The sequence below is a fragment of the Streptomyces sp. NPDC056628 genome (genome assembly GCF_042792555.1).
GTDB lineage: Bacteria > Actinomycetota > Actinomycetes > Streptomycetales > Streptomycetaceae > Streptomyces.
In genome coordinates this window covers 37,541-61,724 of the sequence record NZ_JBHTWG010000025.1, presented here as the reverse complement: position 1 = coordinate 61,724, position 24,184 = coordinate 37,541, and the positions used below count along the sequence as shown (strand labels likewise).

The 24,184-nt window shown below is 68.6% G+C and carries 18 protein-coding genes and 6 pseudogenes; 15 read left to right on the top strand and 9 right to left on the bottom strand.

Annotated features, from left to right (window positions below; translation table 11 throughout):
• Positions 1 to 329: 329 nt before the first annotated feature.
• The 6 genes and pseudogenes from ACFRAC_RS25770 to ACFRAC_RS25745 form a co-directional block, all read left to right on the top strand.
• Positions 330 to 964: pseudogene (locus ACFRAC_RS25770) on the top strand (IS5 family transposase); the annotation flags it as partial.
• Between the two features lie 308 nt (positions 965 to 1,272).
• The gene (locus tag ACFRAC_RS25765) at positions 1,273 to 2,607 is read left to right on the top strand and encodes a S8 family serine peptidase (protein ID WP_382929007.1); all 1,335 of its coding nucleotides are present in this window, start codon (positions 1,273 to 1,275) and stop codon (positions 2,605 to 2,607) included.
• Positions 2,604 to 2,852, top strand: coding sequence for a hypothetical protein (locus ACFRAC_RS25760; RefSeq protein ID WP_382928998.1), 249 nt, complete (start codon positions 2,604 to 2,606; stop codon positions 2,850 to 2,852). The genes ACFRAC_RS25765 and ACFRAC_RS25760 overlap by 4 nt, the downstream gene beginning before the upstream one ends.
• 573 nt (positions 2,853 to 3,425) lie before the next feature.
• On the top strand, positions 3,426 to 5,729 hold the full coding sequence (locus ACFRAC_RS25755) for a GMC oxidoreductase (RefSeq protein WP_382928990.1): 2,304 nt from the start codon (positions 3,426 to 3,428) through the stop codon (positions 5,727 to 5,729).
• Positions 5,726 to 7,309 carry a patatin-like phospholipase family protein gene (locus ACFRAC_RS25750; RefSeq protein WP_382928978.1) on the top strand — a complete coding sequence of 528 codons (1,584 nt, stop codon included), beginning with the start codon at positions 5,726 to 5,728 and terminating at the stop codon, positions 7,307 to 7,309. The genes ACFRAC_RS25755 and ACFRAC_RS25750 overlap by 4 nt, the downstream gene beginning before the upstream one ends.
• 31 nt (positions 7,310 to 7,340) lie before the next feature.
• Complete coding sequence (locus ACFRAC_RS25745) at positions 7,341 to 8,495, top strand: hypothetical protein (RefSeq protein WP_382928969.1); 1,155 nt, start codon at positions 7,341 to 7,343, stop codon at positions 8,493 to 8,495.
• A 359-nt stretch (positions 8,496 to 8,854) separates the two neighbouring features.
• On the opposite strand, the pseudogene ACFRAC_RS25740 reads toward ACFRAC_RS25745, so the two are convergent.
• A pseudogene (locus tag ACFRAC_RS25740) lies at positions 8,855 to 9,325 on the bottom strand (IS5 family transposase); the annotation flags it as partial.
• Between the two features lie 531 nt (positions 9,326 to 9,856).
• Here ACFRAC_RS25740 and ACFRAC_RS25735 point away from each other — a divergent pair.
• From ACFRAC_RS25735 to ACFRAC_RS25725, 3 genes are read left to right on the top strand one after another with little or no spacing between them, the layout of a single operon-like run.
• Positions 9,857 to 10,426, top strand: a complete 570-nt coding sequence (locus ACFRAC_RS25735) for a 2Fe-2S iron-sulfur cluster-binding protein (RefSeq protein ID WP_382929445.1) — start codon at positions 9,857 to 9,859, stop codon at positions 10,424 to 10,426.
• Positions 10,423 to 11,406, top strand: coding sequence for an FAD binding domain-containing protein (locus ACFRAC_RS25730; protein WP_382928961.1), 984 nt, complete (start codon positions 10,423 to 10,425; stop codon positions 11,404 to 11,406). Before ACFRAC_RS25735 ends, ACFRAC_RS25730 begins: the two co-directional genes overlap by 4 nt.
• 9 nt (positions 11,407 to 11,415) lie before the next feature.
• On the top strand, positions 11,416 to 13,644 hold the full coding sequence (locus ACFRAC_RS25725; RefSeq protein WP_382928952.1) for a molybdopterin cofactor-binding domain-containing protein: 2,229 nt from the start codon (positions 11,416 to 11,418) through the stop codon (positions 13,642 to 13,644).
• A 301-nt stretch (positions 13,645 to 13,945) separates the two neighbouring features.
• On the opposite strand, the gene ACFRAC_RS25720 is transcribed toward ACFRAC_RS25725, so the two are convergent.
• Complete coding sequence (locus ACFRAC_RS25720) at positions 13,946 to 14,218, bottom strand: hypothetical protein (RefSeq protein WP_382928943.1); 273 nt, start codon at positions 14,216 to 14,218, stop codon at positions 13,946 to 13,948.
• Positions 14,219 to 14,616: 398 nt separating this feature from the next.
• Between ACFRAC_RS25720 and ACFRAC_RS25715 the strand changes: the two genes are divergently transcribed.
• Both ACFRAC_RS25715 and ACFRAC_RS25710 read left to right on the top strand, forming a co-directional pair.
• Positions 14,617 to 14,880, top strand: coding sequence for a hypothetical protein (locus ACFRAC_RS25715; RefSeq protein ID WP_361349852.1), 264 nt, complete (start codon positions 14,617 to 14,619; stop codon positions 14,878 to 14,880).
• Positions 14,877 to 15,263 carry a hypothetical protein gene (locus ACFRAC_RS25710; protein WP_382928938.1) on the top strand — a complete coding sequence of 129 codons (387 nt, stop codon included), beginning with the start codon at positions 14,877 to 14,879 and terminating at the stop codon, positions 15,261 to 15,263. Before ACFRAC_RS25715 ends, ACFRAC_RS25710 begins: the two co-directional genes overlap by 4 nt.
• 159 nt (positions 15,264 to 15,422) lie before the next feature.
• Here ACFRAC_RS25710 and ACFRAC_RS25705 read toward each other — a convergent pair.
• The 4 genes and pseudogenes from ACFRAC_RS25705 to ACFRAC_RS25690 form a co-directional block, all read right to left on the bottom strand.
• Positions 15,423 to 15,581: pseudogene (locus tag ACFRAC_RS25705) on the bottom strand (transposase); the annotation flags it as partial.
• A gap of 58 nt (positions 15,582 to 15,639) precedes the next feature.
• A pseudogene (locus ACFRAC_RS25700) lies at positions 15,640 to 15,927 on the bottom strand (transposase family protein); the annotation flags it as partial.
• 537 nt (positions 15,928 to 16,464) lie between these two features.
• On the bottom strand, positions 16,465 to 18,297 hold the full coding sequence (locus tag ACFRAC_RS25695) for an AMP-dependent synthetase/ligase (RefSeq protein ID WP_382928934.1): 1,833 nt from the start codon (positions 18,295 to 18,297) through the stop codon (positions 16,465 to 16,467).
• A gap of 368 nt (positions 18,298 to 18,665) precedes the next feature.
• Positions 18,666 to 18,919: pseudogene (locus ACFRAC_RS25690) on the bottom strand (transposase); the annotation flags it as partial.
• A 163-nt stretch (positions 18,920 to 19,082) separates the two neighbouring features.
• Here ACFRAC_RS25690 and ACFRAC_RS25685 point away from each other — a divergent pair.
• Positions 19,083 to 19,286, top strand: coding sequence for a hypothetical protein (locus ACFRAC_RS25685; protein ID WP_382928927.1), 204 nt, complete (start codon positions 19,083 to 19,085; stop codon positions 19,284 to 19,286).
• 149 nt (positions 19,287 to 19,435) lie between these two features.
• Here ACFRAC_RS25685 and ACFRAC_RS25680 read toward each other — a convergent pair whose 3' ends face one another.
• Entirely contained in the window at positions 19,436 to 19,579 is a 144-nt protein-coding gene (locus ACFRAC_RS25680; protein WP_382928920.1) for a hypothetical protein, read from the bottom strand.
• A 167-nt stretch (positions 19,580 to 19,746) separates the two neighbouring features.
• A complete protein-coding gene (locus ACFRAC_RS25675; RefSeq protein WP_382928914.1) occupies positions 19,747 to 19,998 on the bottom strand; it encodes a WhiB family transcriptional regulator in 252 nt (83 codons plus the stop codon).
• 207 nt (positions 19,999 to 20,205) lie between these two features.
• Between ACFRAC_RS25675 and ACFRAC_RS25670 the strand changes: the two genes are divergently transcribed.
• Complete coding sequence (locus ACFRAC_RS25670; protein WP_382928906.1) at positions 20,206 to 21,132, top strand: restriction endonuclease; 927 nt, start codon at positions 20,206 to 20,208, stop codon at positions 21,130 to 21,132.
• A gap of 402 nt (positions 21,133 to 21,534) precedes the next feature.
• Complete coding sequence (locus tag ACFRAC_RS25665; protein ID WP_382928901.1) at positions 21,535 to 22,488, top strand: YcxB family protein; 954 nt, start codon at positions 21,535 to 21,537, stop codon at positions 22,486 to 22,488.
• Positions 22,489 to 23,105: 617 nt separating this feature from the next.
• Here the strand turns inward: ACFRAC_RS25665 and ACFRAC_RS25660 are convergent.
• Positions 23,106 to 23,234, bottom strand: a pseudogene (locus tag ACFRAC_RS25660) (hypothetical protein); the annotation flags it as partial.
• Positions 23,235 to 23,307: 73 nt separating this feature from the next.
• Between ACFRAC_RS25660 and ACFRAC_RS25655 the strand changes: the two are divergent.
• Positions 23,308 to 24,122, top strand: a protein-coding gene (locus ACFRAC_RS25655) for an IS5 family transposase (RefSeq protein WP_382929436.1) whose coding sequence is annotated in 2 segments (ribosomal slippage) — positions 23,308 to 23,650 and positions 23,650 to 24,122 — 816 coding nt in all. Because the reading frame shifts where the segments join, the coding sequence is not laid out codon by codon here.
• Positions 24,123 to 24,184: the final 62 nt, after the last annotated feature.

The following is a 24,184-nucleotide window of genomic DNA, read 5'->3' as shown; positions in this document are numbered from 1 at the left end:
TATTGGTTTCAACTTCCTGTACCGGTTTCCCACTTCGGGTGTTTGTCACGTCTGGTCCAGCTCCGCGCGGCACCCGGCGGAACGCGACCGTCTCGTACGTCCCCGTCACCTCCGTCTCGTACAGGATCCCGACCGCGTGCCGGTCGAGCCCCACCGAATTCACGACCGCCGCCCTGTACGCCGCCCGCGGCCTCTCCGCTGTTTCGTCCTGAACCCCAACACGTGGTGTGCGCCCGGGATTTCGGCATGCCGTATGTGTGAATCAGCGCTCTTACTGATCGTTTCAGAATGTGCTGTGCAAGAGCGTGAGCTGGCGGGACGTGCCAGCGGATTAGGTCGGCTGCAGTGGCGTGACGGCCTGGCGGCGTCTGCGGGACTGGACCGAAGCGGGCGTCTGGCCGCAACTGTACGAGGTGCTGCTGGCAGAGTTGCGGGCGGCAGGACTGCTGGACATGGAAGACGCAGCGATCGACGGCTCGCACGTCAGGGCCCTCAAAGGGGGGCTCACACCGGACCTTCGCCGGTCGACCGGGCCCGGCCCGACAGCAAGCACCACCTGATCGTCGACCGGCACAAAACCCCCTTGGCCGTCTCGCTGACCAGCGGAAACCGTCACGACGTGACCCAGCTGATGCCCTTGCTGGACGCGATACCCCGCATCCGCGGTGTTCGAGGCCGGCCTCGCAACCGGCCACGTCGGCTGTTCGCCGACCGCGGCTACGACTACGACAAGTACCGCCGACTGATCCGGGCCCGCGGCATCACACCGAAGATCGCCCGCAAAGGCACACCCCACGGCTCCGGTCTGGGCAAAACCCGCTGGGTCGTCGAGCGGTCCTTCGCATGGCTCCACCAGTTCAAACGACTCCGAATCCGCTACGAGATACGAGCCGACCTCCACCTCGGACTACTCCAACTCGCCCGCAGGATTATCTGCTTGAGACGACTCCGAACCTCATTTTGAAACGATCAGTTAGTACTCCAGCAGGTTTTCGCTGCCTGACCAGCTAGTCAGATGAAGGGTGAGGCATTGGGCCGACAGGCGGGGCGCCGCCTCGCGCCGTGGGGGCGGCGCTAAGTTGCGGGCCTCCGTGCCCAATGCCACGGTCTAAGCGAGGGGCGCCGACGGCCTGGCGAGGGGCAGCCTTGCTGGCGACGGCATCACGCGTTGATCCACGATTGAACCGCACCCCGCCACCCCTCGCACCCGACACTCCATGCATCGGCGAGCGTCCACGAAGCGGGGTAAACCAGCAGAAAGTGGGAAATTCAATGGCGATCGGTCCCATAGACGGGCGCGCCTTCGGCGAGCAGCCCAACCGGCCCAACGGCTCCGTCAGAGGCCAGGGCGCCGAGTACACCGGCCGGTACGTGGTCCTGCTCGACCCGAGCAACCAGGAGAGCGGAATCAACGCACTGCGTTCTTCCGCCGACATCGCGTCCGTCGAGCGCGTTCGAGGCACCGAGGCCGGGAACGTTGCCGAACTCCTCGATCGACCCGACGTCTCGGTTCTCTTCGAGGACCTCAACGCCGCCGTCGTCGAGGTCCGGCCCGAGCAGCGCCACGCGCTGGCGACCACGGCCGAGGCGGAACCCTCGATCATCGCGGCGGAACCGGAGCGCATGGTCTACGCGCTGCCGATCACCGCCCCGCAGCAGGCGCCGACCGAATACTTCCCGGCCTACCGCAGCGACGAGGACGTGGTCGTCCGCCACACCAGGGCCGAGATAGCCGCAGGCCAGGGCCCGTCCTGGATCGAGGAGAAGTGGACCTGGGGCCTGCAGGCGATCCGGGCCAACCTGTCCCACCTGACCGGACGCGGTGTGAAGATCGCCGTCCTGGACACCGGCGTGGACACCGACCATCCGGACTTCGCCGGCCGCATCGAGGCGACGGAATCCTTCGTGCCCGGCGAGACCGTAAAGGACGGCCATGGCCACGGCACGCACTGCATCGGCACCGCCGCCGGTCCGGCCGGCCCCCGGCAGGGCCCCCGCTACGGCGTGGCTCCCGAGGCCCAGATCCTCGCGGGAAAGGTGCTCAGCAACGCGGGCATCGGATCCGACGGCCAGATACTGGCGGGTATGGCCTGGGCCGTTGCTCACGGCGCGCGGGTGATCTCCATGTCGCTGGGCGCTGGGGTCCGACCGGGTGAACTGTTCCCGCAGACCTACGAGATCCTGGCCCGGCGCGCGCTGGAGCGCGGAACGGTGATCGTCGCCGCCGCGGGCAACGAAAGCCAACGCCCCCGGGTCATCCAGCCGGTCGGTCGGCCCGCCAACTGTCCCTCCATCCTCGCGGTGGCCGCGCTCGAGAAGGCGATCGCGCCGACGTTCTTCTCCAACGCCAGCATCAACGGACAGGGCGGCGAGATCAACATCGCCGCGCCCGGCTGGCAGGTGCACTCGGCCGCCCCCGGCGGCGGGTACCAGTCAATGAGTGGCACCAGCATGGCCACGCCGCACGTGGCGGGTGTCATCGCCCTGCTCGCCCAGGCGAACCCCAACGCCTCCGCGGCCGATCTCATGGCCGGCCTGAAGTCCGGCGCGTTCCCGCTGATGCAGCCCGTCCGGGACGTCGGGGCGGGCCTGCTCCAGGCCCCGTGAGCGAGTCGTCCCCATCCGCGCCGGTCGGGGTCATCCTTGCGGTCGACCCCGACCGGTTCGCGGAGGTGGTCGAGGCCCTGCGGCGGGCCGGGCTGACGGTCACGGGCGAGCAGCCGGTCCTCGGCACGCTCTCCGGTACCGTCGCAGAGGACCGGATCTCGGCCCTGGAGGCGGTCAATGGCGTCGACTCCGTCGACCGGGAGAGCACCATCCGGCTTCCCCCGCCCGACTCCCCGATCCAGTGAGCTCAGTGAAGGCCGTCCCCCTGCCCCAACCAGGACACTGCGTGCTTGAGTCCCCAGGAGTTTGGGAGGCTTTGGGGAGCGTGTTTGGTGAGCGCCGCTGCCCGAAGCATGGGCGCCGGCACACACGGGAGCGGCGTGAGTGCCGTGTTTCCCTCAGGCGTCCCCCGACAATGGCGTCCTCAAATGAAGTCGCAGGCCAGAGGCGGGGAACGGAGCCCGCTGTAAAACTGCCGACTCGGGCGGCGTGATCTCGGTCCTGGTCTCACTAGCCACTAATACTCCAGCAGGATTTCGCTGTCTGACCTGGTCTTTTCGTCGGGTGGCGGGAGTGTAGCGGGACTTCGATCTGGTCCGGGCGATGTCGCGCCCGCCACAGGGGCTTACGCCTTCCGGACGACATATTCATAGATGTCACTTATGGTCGAAATAGACCCTTCTTCGAGAAACGCCTCTTGGCGCGCGCGGCTGCGACAGGCATGTTCCGGCATGCCGCACATCAACCGGCGGGTGACGACGCCGTATTGGGCGATCGCTTGCCGAGGCCTGGCAGACACTGGCGAAGGTGGGTAACCCATGCGTGACCGTTATGACGCCCTTGTAATCGGAAGCGGATTCGGCGGGGCGGTGGCTGCGTGCCGACTGGCCCAGGCGGGTCAGCGCGTCGGCATTCTGGAACGGGGACGTAGGTACACGCTGGGCTCGTTCCCGCGTGATTGGAGCAATCCGCTGAATGGCTGGCTGTATCAGCACGATCAGGGATTGTTCGATGTGCGTCCCATCAACGAGATGACGATCGTGCAGGGTGCCGCGTACGGCGGTGGTTCGCACATCTACGCCAATGTGCATCTGCGGATGCCCCCGGACGGCTTCGCGCACGGGTGGCCGCGCGGATACGACCGGGCGTCGCTGGATCCCTACTACGACCTGGCCGCCTGGATGCTGGACCTGAACACCGTCAGCGACGACCAGCCGTTCGGGGTGCCGCCCAAGACCCAGCGGTCTCGTGAGGCAGCCGAACGAATGGGGCGCGGTGGTCAGTTCACGTTGACTCCGCTGGCCGTGGACTTCGGCGACCCGTACACCCTGCGGACCAACAAGTTCGGCGCCCAGCAGTACGGCTGTCGCCATGTGGGGGAGTGCGACATCGGCTGCAACTACCAGGCGAAGAACTCTCTTGATTTGAACTATCTGACCGTGGCGGCGCAGCACGGGGCGGAGCTCGGCACCCGCTGTGAGGTCACCCGCGTCACTCCGGCGCATGACGGTGCGTACGAGGTCCTGTTCACCGATCACGAGGCGAGCGGTGAGGAGCGCCGGACCACCGCGCCGGTCGTCGTCCTCGCGGCGGGCGCGGTCAACACCACGGAGCTGCTACTGCGTTGCCGGGACCAGTACCGCACGCTGCCGCGGCTGTCCTCCATGCTGGGCCGCCGCTACTCGGGCAACGGCGACTATCTCGGCTTCGCGTTCGGCACCGATCTGCCGATGGAGCCGTGGTCCGGCCCCACCATCACCTCCGCAATCGTTCACGACCGCGGCACCGGTGCCGCCCGGCGCTGGTTCCTCTTCCAGGAGGGCGGTTTCCCGCGCGAGATCGCGGGACTGCTGCAGATGCTCGACGAGGACGACGAGCGCCTCGTCGGTCTGCACCGGGCCCAGGACGACGTACTGGCGGGCATCAGGAAGGCGGCCCGCGAGCGGATCGGCAACGATGAGAAGGACGGCGAGCGCTCGGCGTGCTTCCTGGCCATGGGCCGGGACACGGCGGACGGGCGGATCTCGCTCGTGCCGGTCACCCATGATCTGCGAGTCACCTGGAACCTGAACAAGAACCTCGGCCTGTACGAAACCGAGGAGCGCTTCTGCAAGGACATGGCCGAGGCGCTAGGTGCCAGGCCGGCGGCCAATCCGCTGTGGCGGGCGCTGCGTCTGCCGGTCTCGGTGCACAACCTGGGCGGCTGCGTCATGGCCGACGACCCGTCACAAGGAGTGGTGGATGCCCAGGGTGAGGTGTTCGGCCACCCGAACCTGTTCGTCCTGGACGGCGGATGCCTGCCCTCCTCGACCGGGGTCAATCCGGCGCACACCATCACCGCGGTGGCCGAACGCAACGTCGAGGCGCTGATCCGCCGGATCGCCGGGCAGCCGCGATGGACCGCTCCGGAGCGGGAGCACGCCGTCCCGGTGGCGGATCCGCTGGACGCCCTGCACATTCCGGCCGGTGGTACTCCGGCCCCGGCCGCGCCCGGGACCGGACTGCGGTTCACCGAGACCATGCACGGCCCTATGTACCGCCCCGAGAACACCGCCCCGCGAGAAGGGGCCGCGACTTTCTTCCGCGTGACGGTGACCGCGCCGGTCCTGACGGACTTCCTGAACGACGCGACGCACCCGATGGCCGTCCGCGGCACGGTCCACGTGCCGGGTATCACCGGTCCGGACGGCGCCCAGGTGGCGGGCGGAGCGGTGAACCTGCTGATCGAGGGTGACGACCGGGACGCGCGGAAGATGATCTACACGCTGCCGTTCTTCGGCGAGGACGGCCGGCCGTATCTGCTGGACGGCGTCAAGGACGTGCGGGACCACGGCCGGTTCGACATCTGGGGCTCCACCACGACGCTGCACACCCGTATCCGCCGCGGCAGCGCACCGGACGGTCCGGTGGTCCTCAGTGGGGAACTCCGGCTGGGCGTCCTCGACTTCGCCCGGCAGCTGACCACCGTGCGGATCAGTGCGACGGCGAACCCGCTGTGGCAGGCCGGGGCGCTGTCGCGCTTCGGGCTGTTCTTCGCCGGTTCGCTGTGGGACGTCTTCGTACGGCCCAGGCTGCCCGTGCCGCTGTCGCTGCCGTCCGCGACCCGGGGAGGCGTCCGGTGACCCGGCATGTCGAGGTGGCCGAGGAGTCGGTCCGTCCCCGCAAGCGGTCGCTGATCCTGGCCGGCGGCGGCATCAAGGTGGCGTTCCAGGCAGGAGTGCTGCAGGTGTGGCTGGACGAGGCGGGGCTGCGCTTCGACCACGCCGACGGCGCCAGTGGCGGCAGTTTCAATCTGGCGATGCTCTGCCAGGGCATGTCGGGCACCGAGATCGCCGACGCCTGGCGCCGGACCTCTCCCGCGTCCGGGGTGTCCCCGAACTGGCGCCAGTTCGCCCGGCCCGGCTACCTGGAGTCGCTGTTCACCCTGGACGCCTACCGGCGCAACGTCTTCCCGCGCTGGGGCCTGGACTTCGACCGCGTCCGGGCCTCCGCCCTCGACGCGACGTTCAACGTCTACAACGTCACCCGCCAGCGGCTCCAGGTGCTCACTCCGCAGCGGATGTCGGAGGACTTCCTGGCGGCCTGCGTCTCCCTTCCCATGTGGTTCCCACCGGTGCGGATCGACGGGGAGACCTACATCGACCCGGTGTACGTCACCGACGCCAACGTGGAGGAGGCGATCGACCGGGGAGCGGACGAGATCTGGGTGATCTGGACCGTGAGTGAGCGGGGCGAATGGCACCGGGGATTCACCGCAGCGTACTTCCAGATCATCGAGGCCGCGGCGAACGGTGCGTTCCGCCGGATCCGGGACCGCGTCGAGCGGAACAACGGGGCCATCGCCGCAGGAGGCACAGGGGAATTCGGCCGCCGTATCGAGATGAATGTCCTGGCGGCCGAGGTGCCGCTGCACTACCTGGTCGGCTTCGGCGACGACCGGCTGCACGAGGCGGTCAACCGCGGGGTTCAGGCGGCCCGCGCCTGGTGCGCGGAACGCAAGATCCCGCTGGCCGAACCCGCTCCGACGCCCGCTCCCGCCGACCCGGTGTCCCTGCGGTTCACCGAGCGGCTGCGGGGAACGGCGGCGCTCCAGTTCGCCGACGACGGGCATCCCCACTCCGCCGACGACAACGGGTCGCCGACCTCCGGTTGGGGGATGCCACTCTCCGCCAGCCTGGACGTTTCCACCGACGACCTGGACCGGTTCCTGACCGACCCGGAGCACATCGCCTCGGTGAACGGCCGGCTGAGTTCCCCCGCGTTCGGCGGCGACCGTCAGATCACCGGCGGAAGCCTCCAGTTGCTGGTGGACGACGACAGCGACCCGGCGCGCAAGGAGATCCGGTACCGGCTGTACTTCACCGATGAGCACCGGGCGCCGCTGACCCTGATCGGCAGCAGACGGCTGGTCAGCGGTGATCCGCTGCGGATGTGGAACGAGACCACCGTCCTGCGCGCCCGTGTCCTGCGGGGGCACCGTGCACCGGCCGACGCGTGGAACGGCCCGGAGACGGACGGTGCCGTGGTCGCCGCGGTGCTGCGCCTCGGTCCCGTCGACCTGCTCCGGCAGCTGACCACCATCCGCGTCTCGGGATCGCGGCCGGGCGCCAGGGCCGCCGGTCTTGCCCGGTTGGGCGCGATGGTCATCGGCAAGTTGTGGGACGTCTACGCCCGTCCCGTCCTCACCTGGGGCCCCATCTAGGGTCCGGCTCCGGCCAACGGGAGGAGAAGCCATGTCCATCGGCCCGAACGACGTTACCCCTCACTACCCGAAGCTGGCCGACTGCCTGGTTTCGACGACGGAACACCCGGATCCCGAGATCGCGTACGCGCTCGCCACCTGCTCGGGCTACGCCTACGCGCACGCGAACGGGCGCGCCGACACCAGAACGGTCGCGACGATGATGGCGCGGATGGGACTCTTGGAGAACCGCTGCCACGCCATCGAGCGGTCGATCGACTCGATGTACATCGACAGCACCGTGTTCCTGATCCAGAGCCACGACGGCGAGGTCGTGATCCTCTGCTACCGGGGCAGTGAGGTCTTCGACTTCGTCGACTGGCTGAGCGACTTCGATGTCGAGCCGGAGATCTACACCTTCCATTTCCGCGGGGCAGAACAGAGCGCCAACGTTCACAGCGGCTGGTTCCGCGGCGCGCGGGCCACGTACGACGACGTGGCGACGGCGCTCAAGCGCGCCTGGCGCGGGGAGTCAGTGGCGGAGGAGGATGCCGACGCTCGGCTCGGGAAGAAGATGAAGGCCCTCTACATCACCGGGCACAGCCTCGGCGGAGCCGTCGGGCTGCTGACGGCGGTCCTGCTGAAACAGGAGGACGACGACGAAGAGTTGCGAGAGATCGCGTCGACACTGAAGGCCGTTTACACATACGGCCAGCCCATGATCGGCTCCCCCAAGTTCGCCGCGCAGTGCCAGCAGATGGACGGGTTCTTCGACCGCAACGTCGTCCGGTACATCCACCGCCGCGATGTCGTGCCCCACGTGCCACCCGGGGCGGCGGGTCCCTTTGAGCACTTCGGGCAGGAATGGGTATACCGGCCCAACGGAAGCAAGCCGGGAGAGAAGAGCCCGAGTCAGGAATGGACACTCGATACTCGCCGCACCGGGCAGGCGAACCTCATCGAGTTTCCTCTTCTGCCGTTCCTCGTGGACTACACGGGCCGCAGGTCGCCGGTCGGACGGAACCTCATCCAGGGCTGGAACAAGCTCGCGGGGACCGTCGACGGTCGGATCTCCGATGCGGCCGAGCGGATCCCCATGGTCGGTCAGTACCTGGTTCCGCCTTTCGTGTATTCGATCGAGGACCACGCGCCGCATCACTATGTCGCGAAGCTTGCCACGCCCGGAGTGATGAACGAATTCCGCTAGGTGGAAGAGATTGCTGCCGGTTGCCGTCGAGGTCGGTGAAGCGCTCATTACGAGGCGTCGCCCTCCTGATCGATGCCCAGCCTCAGCAGCAGGGTAAGTGCTTCGTCCTTGGCTCGATGCGCAGCGGGGGCGGTGTTTGACAGACCCTTTCACGGCCGTCCGGTGACACGAGATGCGGGTATGTCAGCATCGGCATAGCGTTGCAACATGCTGCTCGTGGTTCGACACCCTTTGATTCGGCAGAAAGAAGGCAATGGTGAATGGGCATGGAACCTGGGGCAAGCCAGAGCACGCGTCCGGGACTGGCCGCGGTGTCCAGGGAGTTAGCCGATGGAACCGTTCAGCGACTACTGATTGTTTCAGAATGAGGTTCGGAGTCGTTTCAAGGAGAAGATGCTGCAGGCGAGTTGGAGTAGTCCGTGGTGGAGGTCGGCGCGTATCTCGTAGCGGATTTGGAGTCGTTTGAACTGGTGGAGCCATGCGAAGGTCCGCTCGACGACCCAGCGGGTTTTGCCCAGGCCGGAGCCGTGGGGTGTGCCTTTGCGGGCGATCTTCGGTGTGATGTCGCGGGCCCGGATCGGTCGGCGGTACTTGTCGTAGTCGTAGCCGCGGTCGGCGAACAGCCGACGTGGCCGGTTGCGAGGCCGGCCTCGAACACCGCGGATGCGGGGTATCGCGTCCAGCAAGGGCATCAGCTGGGTCACGTCGTGACGGTTTCCGCTGGTCAGCGAGACGGCCAAGGGGGTTTTGTGCCGGTCGACGATCAGGTGGTGCTTGCTGTCGGGCCGGGCCCGGTCGACCGGCGAAGGTCCGGTGTGAGCCCCCCTTTGAGGACGACAAGGGCTTCGCCGTCGACGAAGCCGAAATCACCTGGTGGGGCCTCTGCACGGACCGCCAAGCCCCTGACGCTGGTGACACCACCGCCGGCCACGGCACCGCGCACCGGGGCAGGCTGGTAACAACCAGGGCGGGCAGCCGGCTCCCCGGTCCGCGTGATGCGTGACACCACTTCTGGTGTCATGTGCGCGAGAACCACCGTGCACAGCACAGAATCCCCGGCCACGACCACCGGTTCCCGTCACGCCGCCGCGCAAGATCCTCAATCAGGGGCGGGATGCCGCGAGAAGCCCCTGCCGCGCGATGCGGCAGCAAGGCTGCCGCCTGCGGCCGCGCGATGCGGCCGCACGAGGCAGTTTGCCGACAGTCCGGCGTCCACCTTCCGACGAGCGGTGCGACGGTTTTCGCGAGACCCTGAGATCGGGGCCGCGCCCGGCAGTGGCGACGGGCGACAGGAGAGCGCGCCCGAGAACGGCGACGCACATCCAGCACACACCCGCACCTAGTGAGGAAGGCGGGCCGTGATGACCGAATCGGATACCGGAACCACCGGGCGGAGCCACGGCGAGGTCGGTCCAGTCTCTGCGGTCAGGCTGAGCGTCAATGAGCAGGTGCACCGGCTCGAGGTGGATCCGCGCACTTCGCTGCTCGACGCGCTGCGCGAGCATCTGCGGCTGAGTGGGACCAAGAAGGGGTGCGACCACGGGCAGTGCGGCGCCTGCACGGTGCTGATCAACGGCCGCCGCGTCAACTCCTGCCTGACGCTGGCCGTCATGCACGAGGACGACGAGATCGTCACGGTCGAAGGCCTGGGCGATCCCGAAGGCATGCACCCCATGCAACGCGCCTTCGTCGAGATGGACGGCTTTCAGTGCGGCTACTGCACGCCGGGCCAGATCTGCTCGGCGGTCGGCATGCTCGCCGAGGTGGAGGCGGGCTGGCCCAGTCACGTCACCGCCGACGTGGCGACGCCGCACATCGCGTTGACGGACGAGGAGATCCGCGAGCGGATGAGCGGCAACATCTGCCGGTGCGCCGCCTATCCGAACATCGTCGCGGCCATCCGGAGCACGGCGGGAGGCGGCACGCAATGAGGTCCTTCACCTACGAGCGAGCGACGGACGCCCGGGCCGCCGTCGCCGCCGTGTCCAGAGACGGCGCGAAGTTCATCAGCGGTGGCACCAATCTGCTCGACCTGATGAAGCTCGACATCGAGGCGCCCAGCCATCTCGTCGACATCAGTCGGCTTCCCCTGCGGGCCATCGAGGAACTTCCGGACAGCGGACTGCGCATCGGCTCTCAGGCGGCCAACTCCGAGGTGGCCGCGGACGAACGAGTGCGTGCCCGCTATCCGGTGCTGTCGGAGGCGCTGGTGGCCGGCGCCTCGGGCCAGTTGCGCAACATGGCGTCCACCGGGGGAAATCTGCTCCAGCGCACGCGGTGCCCGTACTTCTATGACACGGCCGCGGGCTGCAACAAGCGCGATCCGGGCTCCGGTTGCTCCGCGATAGGCGGGTTCAACCGGATACACGCGATCCTCGGTGCCAGCGACTCCTGCATCGCCACCAACCCGTCGGATATGGCCGTCGCGCTGGCCGCCCTGGAGGCGGAGGTCGAGTTGCTCGACGCCGATCAGGCGGTGCGCCGCGTCGCCATCGCCGACTTCTACCGGCTGCCGGGCGCTACGCCACACATCGAGACCGAGCTGCGGCGCGGCGAGATGATCACGGGCGTCGTCCTGCCGCCGCCCCCGCCGGGCCGGCAGAAGTACCGCAAGGTGCGCGACCGGGCGTCCTACGAGTTCGCACTGGTCTCCGTGGCGGCCGTCGTCTCGGTCGACCAGGGCACGATCCATGAGGCGCGTGTGGCGTTCGGCGGTGTGGCGCACAAGCCGTGGCGGTCCGCCGAGGCGGAGGCAGCGCTGAGGGGTCGTCCGGCCACGATGGCCACCTATCGCGCGGCGGCCGAGGAGGCCATGCGCGACGCGGTCGGGCAGGGGCACAACGACTTCAAGATCGACCTGGCCAAGCGCACGCTGTGCCGCACGCTGGCGCAGGTGGCCGGCGCGAGCTGAGGAGGCCACATGATCGGGCAAGCTGTGAACCGGGTCGACGGCCCGCTGAAGGCCACCGGCCGGGCAGCCTACGCCTACGAGCACTGGGAGGCCGGTCAACCGCTCTACGGTTTCATCGTCGGCGCGACGATCGGCAAAGGCCGCATCACCCGGATCGACACCGACGATGCCGAACGCGCACCGGGCGTGCACTGGGTGATGACTCATCTCAACGCCCCGGAGCAAGGCCCGCGCGACGAGTCCATTTCCTTCGAATACTGGCGCGCCCAGCCGGAGATGACCAGCGCCGAGATTCACTACTACGGCGAACCGGTCGCCCTCGTCGTCGCCACGACCTTGGAACAGGCCCGCGCCGCGGCCGGGCTCGTCGAGGTCGAATACACCACAGGCCGGGGTCGTTTCGACTTCGGTGAGTACGAAGATGACGTATACATCCCGAAAGCGGTCAATGCCGGCCTGCCCACCGACACCGCGGTGGGCGATTTCGATGCCGGGTTCGCCGGTGCGGACGTCCAGATCGACCAGCAGTACTCGACGCCGTACGAGTTCTCACTGCCGATCGAACCCAACGCGTGCCTGGCGGAGCCGCGTGGCGAGGACTTGATCGTCTACCTCAGCACGCAGATCGTCGACGCGGCGCAGGCCTCGGTCGCCGGAACGCTCCGGATGGACTCGGAGCGGGTTCATGTCGTCGCCCCGTTCGTCGGCGGCGGGTTCGGCTCCAAGCTGGGCATCCATGCCGAGACGATCCTGGCGGCGCTCGCCGCCCGAACGTTGCGGCGTCCGGTCAAGGTCGCGCTGACCCGGCAGCAGGTCTTCCAACTCGTCGGTATGCGCCCCATATCGAGCCAGCGGGTCCGGCTGGGCGCGGGGCGCGACGGACGGCTGACCGCGATCGCCCACGACGTCACCATGCACACCAACCCCGACATCGAGTTCGCCGAGCAGACCGCCGCCACCGTCCGCAGCCTCTACGCCGCGCCCCACCGGTTGACCAGCCACCGGCTGACGGCCCTTGACCTGCCGCGGGGAACGGACGTCCGCGCGCCGGGCGAGGCGCCGGGCATGCTGGCGATCGAGTCGGCGATGGACGAACTGGCCGACGCCCTCCGGATGGACCCGGTCGAGCTGCGGATCCGCAACGAACCCACCGTCGATCCCGAGCGCGACGTGCCGTACAGCGACCGGCACCTGGTCGAGTGCCTGCGCGAGGGCGCGCGCCGGTTCGGCTGGGAGAACCACCCGGACACCCCGGCGAGCGCTCGCGAGGGACGATGGCTGGTCGGCTACGGCATGTCGTCCGCCATCCGGGGACACTTCCAGGGACCGACGACCGTACGTGTACGCCTCGACGCCGACGGCACCGCCGTCGTCCTGACGGACATGACCGACATCGGCACAGGCACGTACACCATCCTGTCCCAGGTCGCGGCCGAGGGGCTCGGGCTCCCGCTCGAAAGGGTACGGGTCGAGCTCGGGCGTTCCGACAATCCCACCAGCTGGGGGTCCGGAGGGTCGTGGGGTGCCACCAACTCGTGCACCGCCGCGCATCGGGCGTGCGCGGCCCTGCGCGAGAAGCTGCTGAACGCGGCCCGCGGCGACGCAGGCTCTCCGCTGCACGGCCTGGACCCGGCCGACGCCGTGTTCTCCGATGGCAACGTGGCCATCGGGGGCGTCTCCGAGGCGCTGAGCGAGATCGTCGCGCGCAGCCATCCCGAAGGCGTGGAGGCGGAGGGCCGGGTCCGCTACATGGGCGACGATCCGAACTACACGGACTACTCGATCAACACCTACGGGGCCCATTTCGCCGAAGTGGGAGTCGACGCGGACACCGCCGAGATCCGGCTGCGGCGCATGCTCGGCGTGTTCTCGGTGGGCCGCGTCTTCAACCCGAAGACGATCCGCTCGCAGCTGATCGGCGGCATGATCTGGGGAGTCGGCGCGGCACTCGAGGAGGAGGCCGTCGTCGACCTGCGATCCGGTGCCTTCGTCAACCGCGATCTGGCGGGGTATCTGGTGCCGGTCCACGCCGACATCCCCGCCGTGGAAGCTGTCGTCCTCGACGGGTACGACGACAAGGCCAACCCCCTGGGCGCGAAGGGCGCCGGCGAGGTCGGCATCTGCGGGGCCGGTGCGGCTGTCGCGAACGCGGTGTTCAACGCCACCGGAGTGCGGGTCCGCGACTTCCCGATCACCATCGAGAAGGTGTTGCCCGGTCTGCCGCTGCTGGAGGCCTGAAACCGGCGCCGCGACGCAACCACCGCGGACAGCGAGCGCACTGACCCGTCGCCGGCCCTCCGCGCTGGTCGCGCACGAGGTCGTGACCTGGTTGGAGTTCTTGTAGCCGACTCGGTGACCTCCGCGAGGTCCCACAGCCGGGCGCGGCCGCGCGTGCCGACAGGCTCGGGGAACGCCTTGCCGACCGCGTTCTGTGCGCGCCCGGTGTAGAGGCCGGTGATCCGTGCGGGCGTCAGGCCCTGCTCAGCCGCGATCTCGGCAGCGTCGGCCAGGTGTTTCTCCGACGCTCCCGGCTTACGGCCTACTCCTGCGGGATCAGGCAGACACCGGGGCGCGCGGCGGCCTCGGCCATCTCCACGTAGGCCATGGCCGCCGGCGTCCTCTCCCACTCGGCCAGGGCCAGCAGCAGGATCACCTCGTCGCGGTCCTGCGAGGCATTGCACGGCATGCCAGCCGTTTCCGTAGCGGACACCAGGTCTGCGGTCGCCAGTCCATCGACGCGCGCTGTCACCTCCCAGAGCAGAAGTTGCAGGCCCTGCTGGTACAGCTCGTTCGCCTCGCTCAGGAGCAGCACCAGGTCCTAGCCGTGGCTGGCCGGGGCTGCCGCAGCGAGGTCGAGGATGCGCAGGGTCGTCGTCATCATGAGCAATATCCCCGCGTAAGAGGGGTAGCGGTCAGCTGCAGTCATCGCATCCGGCTGTGCTGTGCACGAGCTCGCCGTGGCCAGAGCGAGCCCTGGAGTCAGAATCTTGCACGACAGCGACCGGGAACCCGCGCGCCAGCCACCACAAGCATTCTTCCGGTTCGGCGACGGGTACGACGGAGCCGGCGCAGACCGGGGTTGCCACGTGCCGCCGCGTCAAGGCAGTCAACGGCGTGGGCGACCAGGAGGCGAGCATCTGCGCCGTACGGAACTATCGCTCCAGATACGCGGGGCGGGCCCCCGCGTATACATGTGCGTATACTTAGGTTATGTCTGATGCGATGATTCGAGTGCCGGCCGAGGTTCGTGACCGGCTGGCAGTGCTCGCGGAGTCCCGCGGCACGTCGATCCGGACCCTGGTGCAGGAGTTCGCGGAGTCCACGCTGACGGACGAAGAGCGCCGCGATCGGGCCGAACGTACCCGTGCCTATCTTGCGGAGCAATTCGGTGTCGAGGTGTCCGACGAGGAAAGCGTGGCAATGGGTGCCCGTCTGCGCGAGGCATTCGGTCCTGCGAACGGCGCGACCGCGTGATCCTTCACCATCTGGTGCTCGATGCGCCGACCCTGCTGGCGCTCGCTGGGAACCGGCAGGTCTCTGCGCTGGTCCATCGGGCGTACTTCGAGACGGAGACCCGATTGTGGGTGCCGGCGCTGTCGGTCCTGGAGGCCGACCGGGAACATCGGGGGATGGTCGAACACGTTGGGCAGCTGGAGGTCCTGCACACTGTCGATCTCGACTATCCTGCGGCACTCGCGACGGCAGACCTGTTCCACGAGGGCGTCCCGGTTGGCATTGGCGCGGCGATCCACGCAGCGCGACACCTGCCCGAGTGGGGAACGGACGCGCTGATCGCAACGGTGGAGCCGAAGGTCTATGCCGGGCACGGTGTTCGTGTACTCGATCTCAACCGGTGATGCCCCTCCGTTTCGGCCAGCACCCCCACGTCCCGGGCGCATCCCCACCGATGGCCTGTCCCGCCTCCCGGTAGGCACCATGGTGAATGCCTGCTTGTGGTAGGTGCCCGGGCAAGCCCAACCAGGTTTCGGCGTGACCCACCGTGGTCTGCCCTCTCGCCAGGACATCGTCCGCTCGATCACCCAACGACGGCGCCCCAGGCGTTCGCTGGACTCGATGCCTTTGCGGGCGATGCGCACGCCGATGCGTTTGCCGCGTAACCATTTCCGCAGGTGGGGGACGTCATACGCCTTGTCGGCGTGCAGGCGCTGAGGCTTGAAGTGGCGGCTGCGGTGGGGGTCGTGTCTCCTTACCTTGTTCCTGGGTCTGATTCCGGACATGCTCGGGATCGGTCTCCCGCAGGATTCGCAGCAGGCCGGGCGCCCGCCGGGCGAGGTGGTCGACGACGGCGGTGACGTAGGGGTGGGCGGTGCCGACGGATATGCCGAACCCGGCGGCGATCTGCGTAAGCGGGTCGTGCCGGCGCAGGTAGACCAGGGCGACGAGAGCACGCTGGTGAGGCGGGAGCTTGCAGCGTCGGTCACCCTCACGGGTGACGATGAGCATGGTTACCCACTCGACGAGGGCGTGAGGCAGGTCGAGTGCGGCAGGATAGGGAACCAACGAGGCTCCTGCGCTGATGAGTTGAGACGTCGAACGCCTCACTTAACGGCACGGGAGCCTCGTGCGTTGCGGGACACCGACCCGTCACCCGACCAGTGGCCACGCTGAAAGAGCTCAGCGAGCCAGCCCGAGGGCAGCAAGGAGCACTGCGAGCCCGTGCCCACCGACACCCTGGACGCTACGCCTACAGACCGAGCACCTGGGGTCGAGTCAACAAGTCAGGGAGCACTGTGAACAACCGGGACCGCATCCCGTACTTCCGCTGGCAGCGCCACTTGCCGCGCCTCTTCACCGCGTCGCTGATCAATCGGGCTGCGGCCCGCTACGGTCTGCCGACCGCTGGTGTGCTGCGGCAGTGGACGTGCCGCAACTCCCCGGCCCGGCTGGCTGGACGGCGGCGGCGTGCGGGCCGACGCGGAGATCGTGCTCAACGAAGCGCGGGGTTGAGCCGGCGGTGCTGGCCCGGGCCCTGCCCGCTTTCACCGTGGATGATCCCAAGAGCAGTAGCGGGGCCGTCCGACCGCCGGTGAGGGGGCCTCAGGAGCCGTACAGCGCTTCAATGTCGGCCGCGTACGCCTGCACGATCGCGGCGCGGCGCAGCTTCAGCGACGGTGTCATGAGGCCGTTGGCCGTGCTGAACTCGTGCGGGATGATCCGGAACGCGCGGATCGCCTCGGCCTGGGAGACCGCCGCGTTCGCCATCGTCACGGCCCGCTGGATCTCCCCATTCAGTTCCTCGTTGATCGTCGCCTCCCGGGGCCGGGCGTGCTGCTGTGCGCGGGGCCGGCACCAGTGCTGGGACGCCTCGGGATCCAGGGTGATCAGCGCCGCGATGAAGGGACGGTTGTCGCCGACGACGAGGCACTGGGAGATCAGGGGATGTCTCAGGAGCCGCTCCTCGAGCACCCGGGGATTGACGCTCTTGCCCCCACTGGTGATGAGGATGTCCTTCTTGCGTCCGGTGATGACCAGGAAGCCGTCGTCGTCCAGCCGGCCCACGTCGCCCGTCGCGAACCACCCGTCGCGCAGCACCGACCCGGTGGCCGCCGGATCGCCGAGGTAGCCGGAGAAGACGACGTCCCCGCGGACCCAGATCTCCCCGTCCCGTGCCACGTGGACGGAGCAGCCGGGCAGGGGTCTGCCGACGGTCCCGAAGCGGGGCCGGCCCGGTGGCTGGCTGGTGACGGCGGCGGTCGTCTCGGTGAGCCCGTACCCGTCGTGGATGGTGACCCCGGCTCCGGCGAAGAACAGGCAGAGTTCCCGGTCGAGACTCGACCCGCCGGAGGTGGCGTACCGGACCCGGCCGCCGAGGACGGCCCGCAGCCGCCCGTACACCAGACGGTCGAAGACGGCGTGCGAGGCCTTCAGCAGCGGTCCGGGCCCCGAGCCCTCGCCCCTGTCCTGGCGCTCCACTTCCTCGGCGTAGCGCACCGCGACGTCCACGGCCCGGTCGAAGAACGCCTCCCGGCCGGCTGCTTCGGCCGAACGCCTGGCCGAATGGAAGATCTTCTCGAAGATGTACGGCACGGCGAAGACGTACGTCGGCCGGAACGACGCCAGGGCGGGCAGCAGCGCGGCGGGGGACAGGTCCGGCTGATGCCCCAGCCGGATGCCGCCGCGCATGCAGACGACCTGCACCATCAGACCGTAGATGTGGGAGAGGGGCAGGAAGGCGAGAACGGCCGGCTGCTCACCGGGCTCGGCGAGGATCTCCCGCCAGCCGGCGTTCAGGGTGTCGCATTCGGCCGCGAGACTGGCGTGGGTGATCAGGCAGCCCTTGGGGTGGGGGCCGGTGGTGCCGGAGGTGTAGGCGATGGTGGCGACCGAGCCCGGTTGCACTGCCCTGCGGTGCTGGTGCACCACGTGGTCGGGGATGCCCCGGCCCGCGTCCGCCAGCCATTGGACGCAGTTGGCGTCCAGTTGCCATATCGCCCTCAGCAGCGGCAGCTGGTCGCAGACCGCCCCCACGGTCATGGCATGGTCCTCGTGTTCCACCACGACGGCCACCACCTGCGCGTCCGACAGGATCCAGCGGACCTGGTCCGCCGAGGAGGTCGGGTAGACGGGCACCACCTGGGCGCCGATGGACCACAACGCGTAGCTGAACAGCGTCCACTCGTAACGCGTCCGGGACATCACGGCGACGCGGTGACCGAACTGGATCCCGCCGGCCAGCAGCCCCTTGGCCAGCGCCAGCACCTCGTCACGGAACTCGGCCGCGGTGACCGCACACCACCTCTGCTCGTCCAGGGGGTCGCGCCGGGCCAACTGCTCCAGCTTCGGGTCGCGTTCCGCCACGTGGTACACCGAGTCCGCAAGGCCTCCCGCCGACAGGGTTTCCACCAGTGCCGGAAGGCTGAAGTCACGCACGCTACCCCCAGGATGAGCCGTTCACCGTGCCGCGCCTCGCGGCGGGCAGGGGGCGCAACATACCGGCAGGCATCCCGGGTGCCTAGGTGCTGTCGGCCAATTCTCGTTGCCTTGGTGCGCGGTGTCCGGTGCCGGGGGTTCTCCCACACCGTTGCCTCCCCACCACTGGTGCTGTGATCCTGGGCAAAGTGGCAGCACCTGCAGGCCGCTTGCCGGGAGGGGGTGTGTCAACTCGGCTGATCGCGGTTGCTGAGGTGTCAGTTGTTGCTCGAGGTCAGGCGGCCCTCGAAGGCGATCTGGAAGGCGTTCGGGTGCCTTCCAGCGCATGGTCCACCGCTTGCGGCCCTTCCCGGTCGGGTCCAGGCTCATGGCTCGAAGGTGCCGGCGGTGTCGCGGGGCACCCTCACCTCCACCGGACCGACGTCGGTAAGTACGGGTCTTGGCCCGGTGCCGTTGCGGCTGTTGCCGTTGTTCTTCCCGGCCGGGTCGTGCTTCTCATAGCCGACGTGGTCGGTGATCTCGCCCCCAGGGCGGACTCCAGCACCCGCTTGGTCAGCCGCTGCAACAACCCGCCCTCGCCGGTCAGCTGCAGTCCCTCGCTTCGGACCCGGTCAACCAGCATCGCGACGAGCTCCTCGTCAGACACCGCACTCGACGGTGCCTGAACCACCTGCTCGACCTGCTCGTTCTCCACGGCGGTCTCCGTCATCAGACGCATCTCCTTGATCATCAGATCCGCCGTTGATCAGACACTCCCTCCGTAGCGGGGGTCGCACGCTGGGAGTATGGCCGCAGTGATCGTGTATCCGCCGGCCGACGAGGGCGGCCGGCGCGTCCAGGTCGGCGGCAAGATCCTCGGCCGGGCGTTCCGCGTCCGGGACATCGCGGCGTTCTTGCAGAAGTCCGGGCTCCAGGACTTCGACGAGATGGACGTGGTCCGGTCCGACCTGATCGACTGGCGCGGCGGCGGACCGGAGATCTGGACGTAGGGGCGCCCCGCCGCAGATTCGCCGAGAGGGACAGCGGGGCGTGGCTACGGTCAGGGCTCCATGGTGGTGTACTCGATCGTCTTGACGGCCAATGCGGCCACGACCGTTACCTTCCACGTCCCCTGGCCCGGGTATGCCTCCTTCCCGCGCTAGGGGTCGATGTGGAGGAAGGCGCCCCGAATGACGACTCTGGCCTGCTGCACATTGCTCATGAGGTTGCTCGGGGACGTGGGGTCCGGCACGAGCTTGTCGTAGAGGACAACGTCGGCGGTATACCAGTGCAGTTCGTCCATAGCGGTCCCTTCCTTTGGTGCGGCTGGGATGCCGCGGGTCCCGCGAGCGTGGCAGCAGGGTCTGACAACGGCCCCCTTCTCGGGCGGCGACCGCCTCTCCCTCCGTCCACGCCGTCCCGCACCCGGTGCAGTAGCCGCCAGGAGCCCGTCCTGGGCGGCTCGCTGTTTCAGTTCTCGTCGGCGATGGCGATGGCGCTGGCTCGTTCGCGTGTGAGCTGGTCGCGTTCGTCAACGGTGAGGCCGCCCCAGATGCCGTCTCGGTAGTCGTTGGCGATGGCGTAGTCGGTGCAGGCGTCACTGAGGGGGCAGCGGGTGCACAGGGCCTTGGCTGCGGTCGTCTTCTTCTTGAGCGGGGTGGTGCGGCTGGAGTCGACGAGCAGGTCTGGCTGTTCCCGGCAGGGGGTGTCCGGGTTGACCAATCCGACCTCCTCTTGGAGGTCCGGCCCCGAAAGGCGTGTGCCGGGAGCGGGTTCCCGCGCAGATGCGGGAACCCGCTCCGCCGCATCCTGAGGGCCGACGCCCCTTGGCCGGCCGTCCCCAACTCGGCTCGTTCTCCCGACAGATGAAGTCAGTGATCTTGGGAACGAGGACATAACGATCTTCGTTCTCGGGAGGGGAAGACCGGCATGACCGTACCCGCACCACGCGACCGACGCCTGTACGGCGACCGGCGGTTCGACCTCCGTACCACCACGCTGTTCTTCGTCCTGCTGGCGCTCGTCCTGTGTCTCGTGGCATCGGTGGGGCGCATCGCGATGGGCATGGTGGAACGCCGCCCGGAAGGGGCCGGACTGCTCGCCGTACTGATCGTCGCGTCCGTGCTCGCCTCCCGGCCCCGGTGGCGCAGGTTGTCCGCCGCGAGATGCGCGCGCCGCGCGGCCGAGGCGCTGGAGGCCGCGGCCGAGACCGCGTCCGACAACCTCCGCGACATGCGCCATACGACGGCGATGGAGGGCATGAGCGGCACGGCGGCGGCCGAATTCGTCAGGGGCGCGGCAGCGGCCGTGGCGCTACCGGCCGTCGAGTGCCCGGCAGGCGCGGCGGAACCGGCCTTCGGGTACGGCGCCGGCCCTCTCCGCCCGGAGGTGCCGCCGGCGCCCAGCCCGGCGGCGGCAGCGGGGGAGGAGGCCACCGCTGTTCTCGACCTGCCGGTGGACTGCTTCGAACTCGACCCCGACGCCTTCGAGCGGACCGTGGCCGACCTGTGCCTGCGTGATGGCTGCGGGGACGTCAAAGTGGTCGGAGGAGCCGGGGACTTGGGCGCCGACGTCACGGCCGTCACCCCGGACGGGCGGCGCCTGGTCGTCCAGTGCAAGCGCTACTGTGAGACCAACAAGGTGGGCTCCCAGGATCTCCAGCGGTTCGGGGGCACGTGCTTCACCGTCCACGAGGCCGACATTGCTGTGGTCGTCACGACGAGCGACTTCACCGCCCCCGCCCTCGAATACGCCGAACAGTGCGGAATCCTGTGCGTGAACGGCGACGAACTGAGTGCCTGGCACGACGGTACCGGGTCCCGGCCGTGGGACTTCGAGGTCACGACCGCTTCCTGAGCGACCGGGCGAGCTTGAGGGGGCCGGGGTCTTCGGTCTACGCGTCGAGGGTGTCGAGGACGCGGTGCCGGGTGTCGCCGCCGCGCAGGGGGAAGTCGGCGCGCTTCTGCTGCCGGACGTACCTGCTCGTGGTGATCACGCGGGTGCGCAGGGCCTCGTAGGCGACGACTGCCCTTTCGAAGTCGGCGCGCAGGGCCTCGGCGCGGTCCCAGCACTTGCCCCTGGCGGACCCGGCAGGCCCTCGCCGGGTCCGGGGACGTTCTGCCGCTGGGGGTTCTGGCTGGTGTGCAGCTGTACTCGACGGATGCCGACGGGCGGTATGAGGGGCGCGCCCACACCCTGAGCACGTCCCCTCCCTCCCCGGCGCTACGATCCGGTTGATCATCGAACCGGGGAGGGGACATGGCCGAGGGCCGGGAAGCGACGGGCACCGTCGCGGAGAGACCGGTGGAGTTGGCCTACCAGCTCACCGTCGACGATCTCGCGGCAGCGATCCGTACCCGGGCGAAGGTCACCAGAGCGGGTGTTTTCCGGCGTCGGCTGCTGGTCTACACGCTGGTGGTCACGGCCGTCGGAGTCCTTCTGTCGACGCTCGGCGACGGCCGGCGTGACACCCCGTGGTATCTGTACGTGGCGCTGGTGGCCTCCGTCGCCTTCATGACCGCCAGGCCGCGGCTGCAGGCTCGCCAGTTCCACCGGCTCAGCGAGCGGCAGGGTGACTTCCGCGCCGTCGTCGACGACACGGGGATCTGCCTTACCACCGCCCACAGCTCGGCCGGCCTCGACTGGCACCTCTACCCGCGCTATGCCGAGACCCCGGAGCTGTTCGTGCTGCTCAGCGCCGACAAGTCCGCCGTCGGCGTCAGCATCCTGCCCAAGCGCGGCCTGAGCAACCCGGAGGATGCAGACCGGCTGCGGGCGATCTTCGGTCGGCACCTCATACGCGCGGACGCCGCCGCGGCGTCGGACGTCGACGGGACGCCGAGCCGGGGCCGGGACGGGGACGTCAGGCGCGGAGCGGGCTCCGTCGGGCTGCGGCTCCTCGGGCTGGTGCTGCTCTTCTTCGCCTACGCCGCCGTCCAGAAGACCGTGAATCCAGATGCCTTCCCCCGGCTCCAGCACAACAACGCGCCGGTCTCGGCCATCGCCCTGATCTTGGGGGCCTCGGCCGTCGCCCGCGCATGGTGGGTCGTACGCCGGATGAAGGTGATGCGGATCGTGACCGCCGTGCTCGCCGCAGCCGTGCTGCTGGTCGGCGGCGCCGCCGTCTACCGCATCGGGCCGATGCTGCACTGCTGGGGCTCGGACCGGATCGCCCGGGGCCCCGACGGCGACTACGCCTGCTACGACTTCTGATCGGGCCCGGAGCTCACTCTGCGGCGGCTGCGCGGCGCAGCCATCGCACGTGCCGAAGATCTCGATGGTGGACGTCGACGAAGCAGTCCGGCGGCGTGCTGGTGGGCTCCACGCACGGTGAAGTCCACGCTCAGGATGGACTAGTCGATGCAGCCCTCCGCGTCGGCGTCGGCCTGGGCGGCCCGCAGGATTGTGCGACATCCCGCGAGTTCCCCTGAGCCCCGCTGAGTCCTTGCCCCGTGGCCAGGGTTTTCTGTCTCCTAGGGGTCCGAACTGCCGTGCCCTCGCGCCCGCCGATCTTTCCCCCGACAACGAGGCTGGCAGCTGCGTACCCCGTCCAGGGCGCGCCCTGGCCGGGTAGCCCTCTCGCTGTGTGTGTCGTCTCGGCGCTACAGAGGAGGCCACCGGCCGCCGGGCAGATCAACTCCTGGGCGTACACCCCTGTCCTACTTGGGGTGGATGCCGATGGTGAGGAGGTGTTGCTGCTGGGGGTGGAGGGTGTTCCAGCGAGTGCGTTGCTGCTCGGTCCATCGCTGGAGGATGGGGGAGGGTCCTGGCCGCGGAGGTGGTCCAACTGCGGCTGCTGGTAGGTGCGTGATGTGGGGCCAGGGGGGCCATCAGGGGGTGATCGCGGTGAGTGCCTGGTTTGTGGTGGGGGCCAGGCGGCCTTGTTGCGCTTTGTGGCGTGTTTCTACCAGCCACCTGGCGAGGGGAAAGCCGTTGTGGTGGGTGGTGGGGGAGAGGTGGCCGTGAACCTGAGCTTAGAGAGCATCTGATCTAAGACCGTGTCCTACATGGCAGTTGGTCGTTGCGCTGGACATGGGGAGTGGACGGTGGGGATGGATCGTTCCGGACGGCTTGTGGGAGATCGCGAGGCCGCTGCTGCCGCCGGCCCGGGTGCGTCCGCAAGGGGGCGGGGTCGCGAACATCGATGATGAGGCGGTGTTTGCCGCGATCATCTATGTTCTGGTCAGCGGGTGTGCATGGCGGGCGTTACCGCCGTGCTTTGGGGCGTCGAAGTCGACCGTGCATCGCCGCTTCGTCATCTGGTCTCGCGCCGGAGTATGGGGGCAGCTGCATCAGAAGGTTCTCCAGCTTCTGGACGAGCGAGACCTGGTCGACCTCTCCCGCGCGGTTCTCGATTCAGCCCACGTGAGGGCTAAAAGGGGGGCGAACTTGCAGGTCCGAGCCCCGTGGACCGGGGTAAGCCCGGTTCCAAGATGCATGTCCTGTCCGACGCGAACGGACTGCCCCTACGCGTCGGAGTCTCCGCCGCCAACACCCACGACAGCCTCGCCCTGAAGCCGATGCTGTCCCATTTCCACATGGGACACGAATCCCACGCGACCGATTCCAAGCCCCAACGCCTCCATGCGGACAAGGCGTACGACGTGCCTCACCTGCGGCGATGGCTACGGGGCAAGCACATCGGCGTCCGCATTGCCCGCAAGGGAGTCGAGTCCAGCGAGCGACTCGGCCGTCGAAGGTGGGTCATCGAACGCACCATGTCCTGGCTGACCGGCTACCGCCGGCTCAACCACCGCTACGAGCGGAAACCAGGCAACTACCTGGCCTTTCTCGGACTGGCCGCAGCCCTCTGCTGCTACAAACGGCTCCTCACGCTGACCATGTAGGACACGGTTTAAGTAGTTGGTAGTTAGGGATGATTTTGTGACGGCTGATGTGGGCGGTCGTT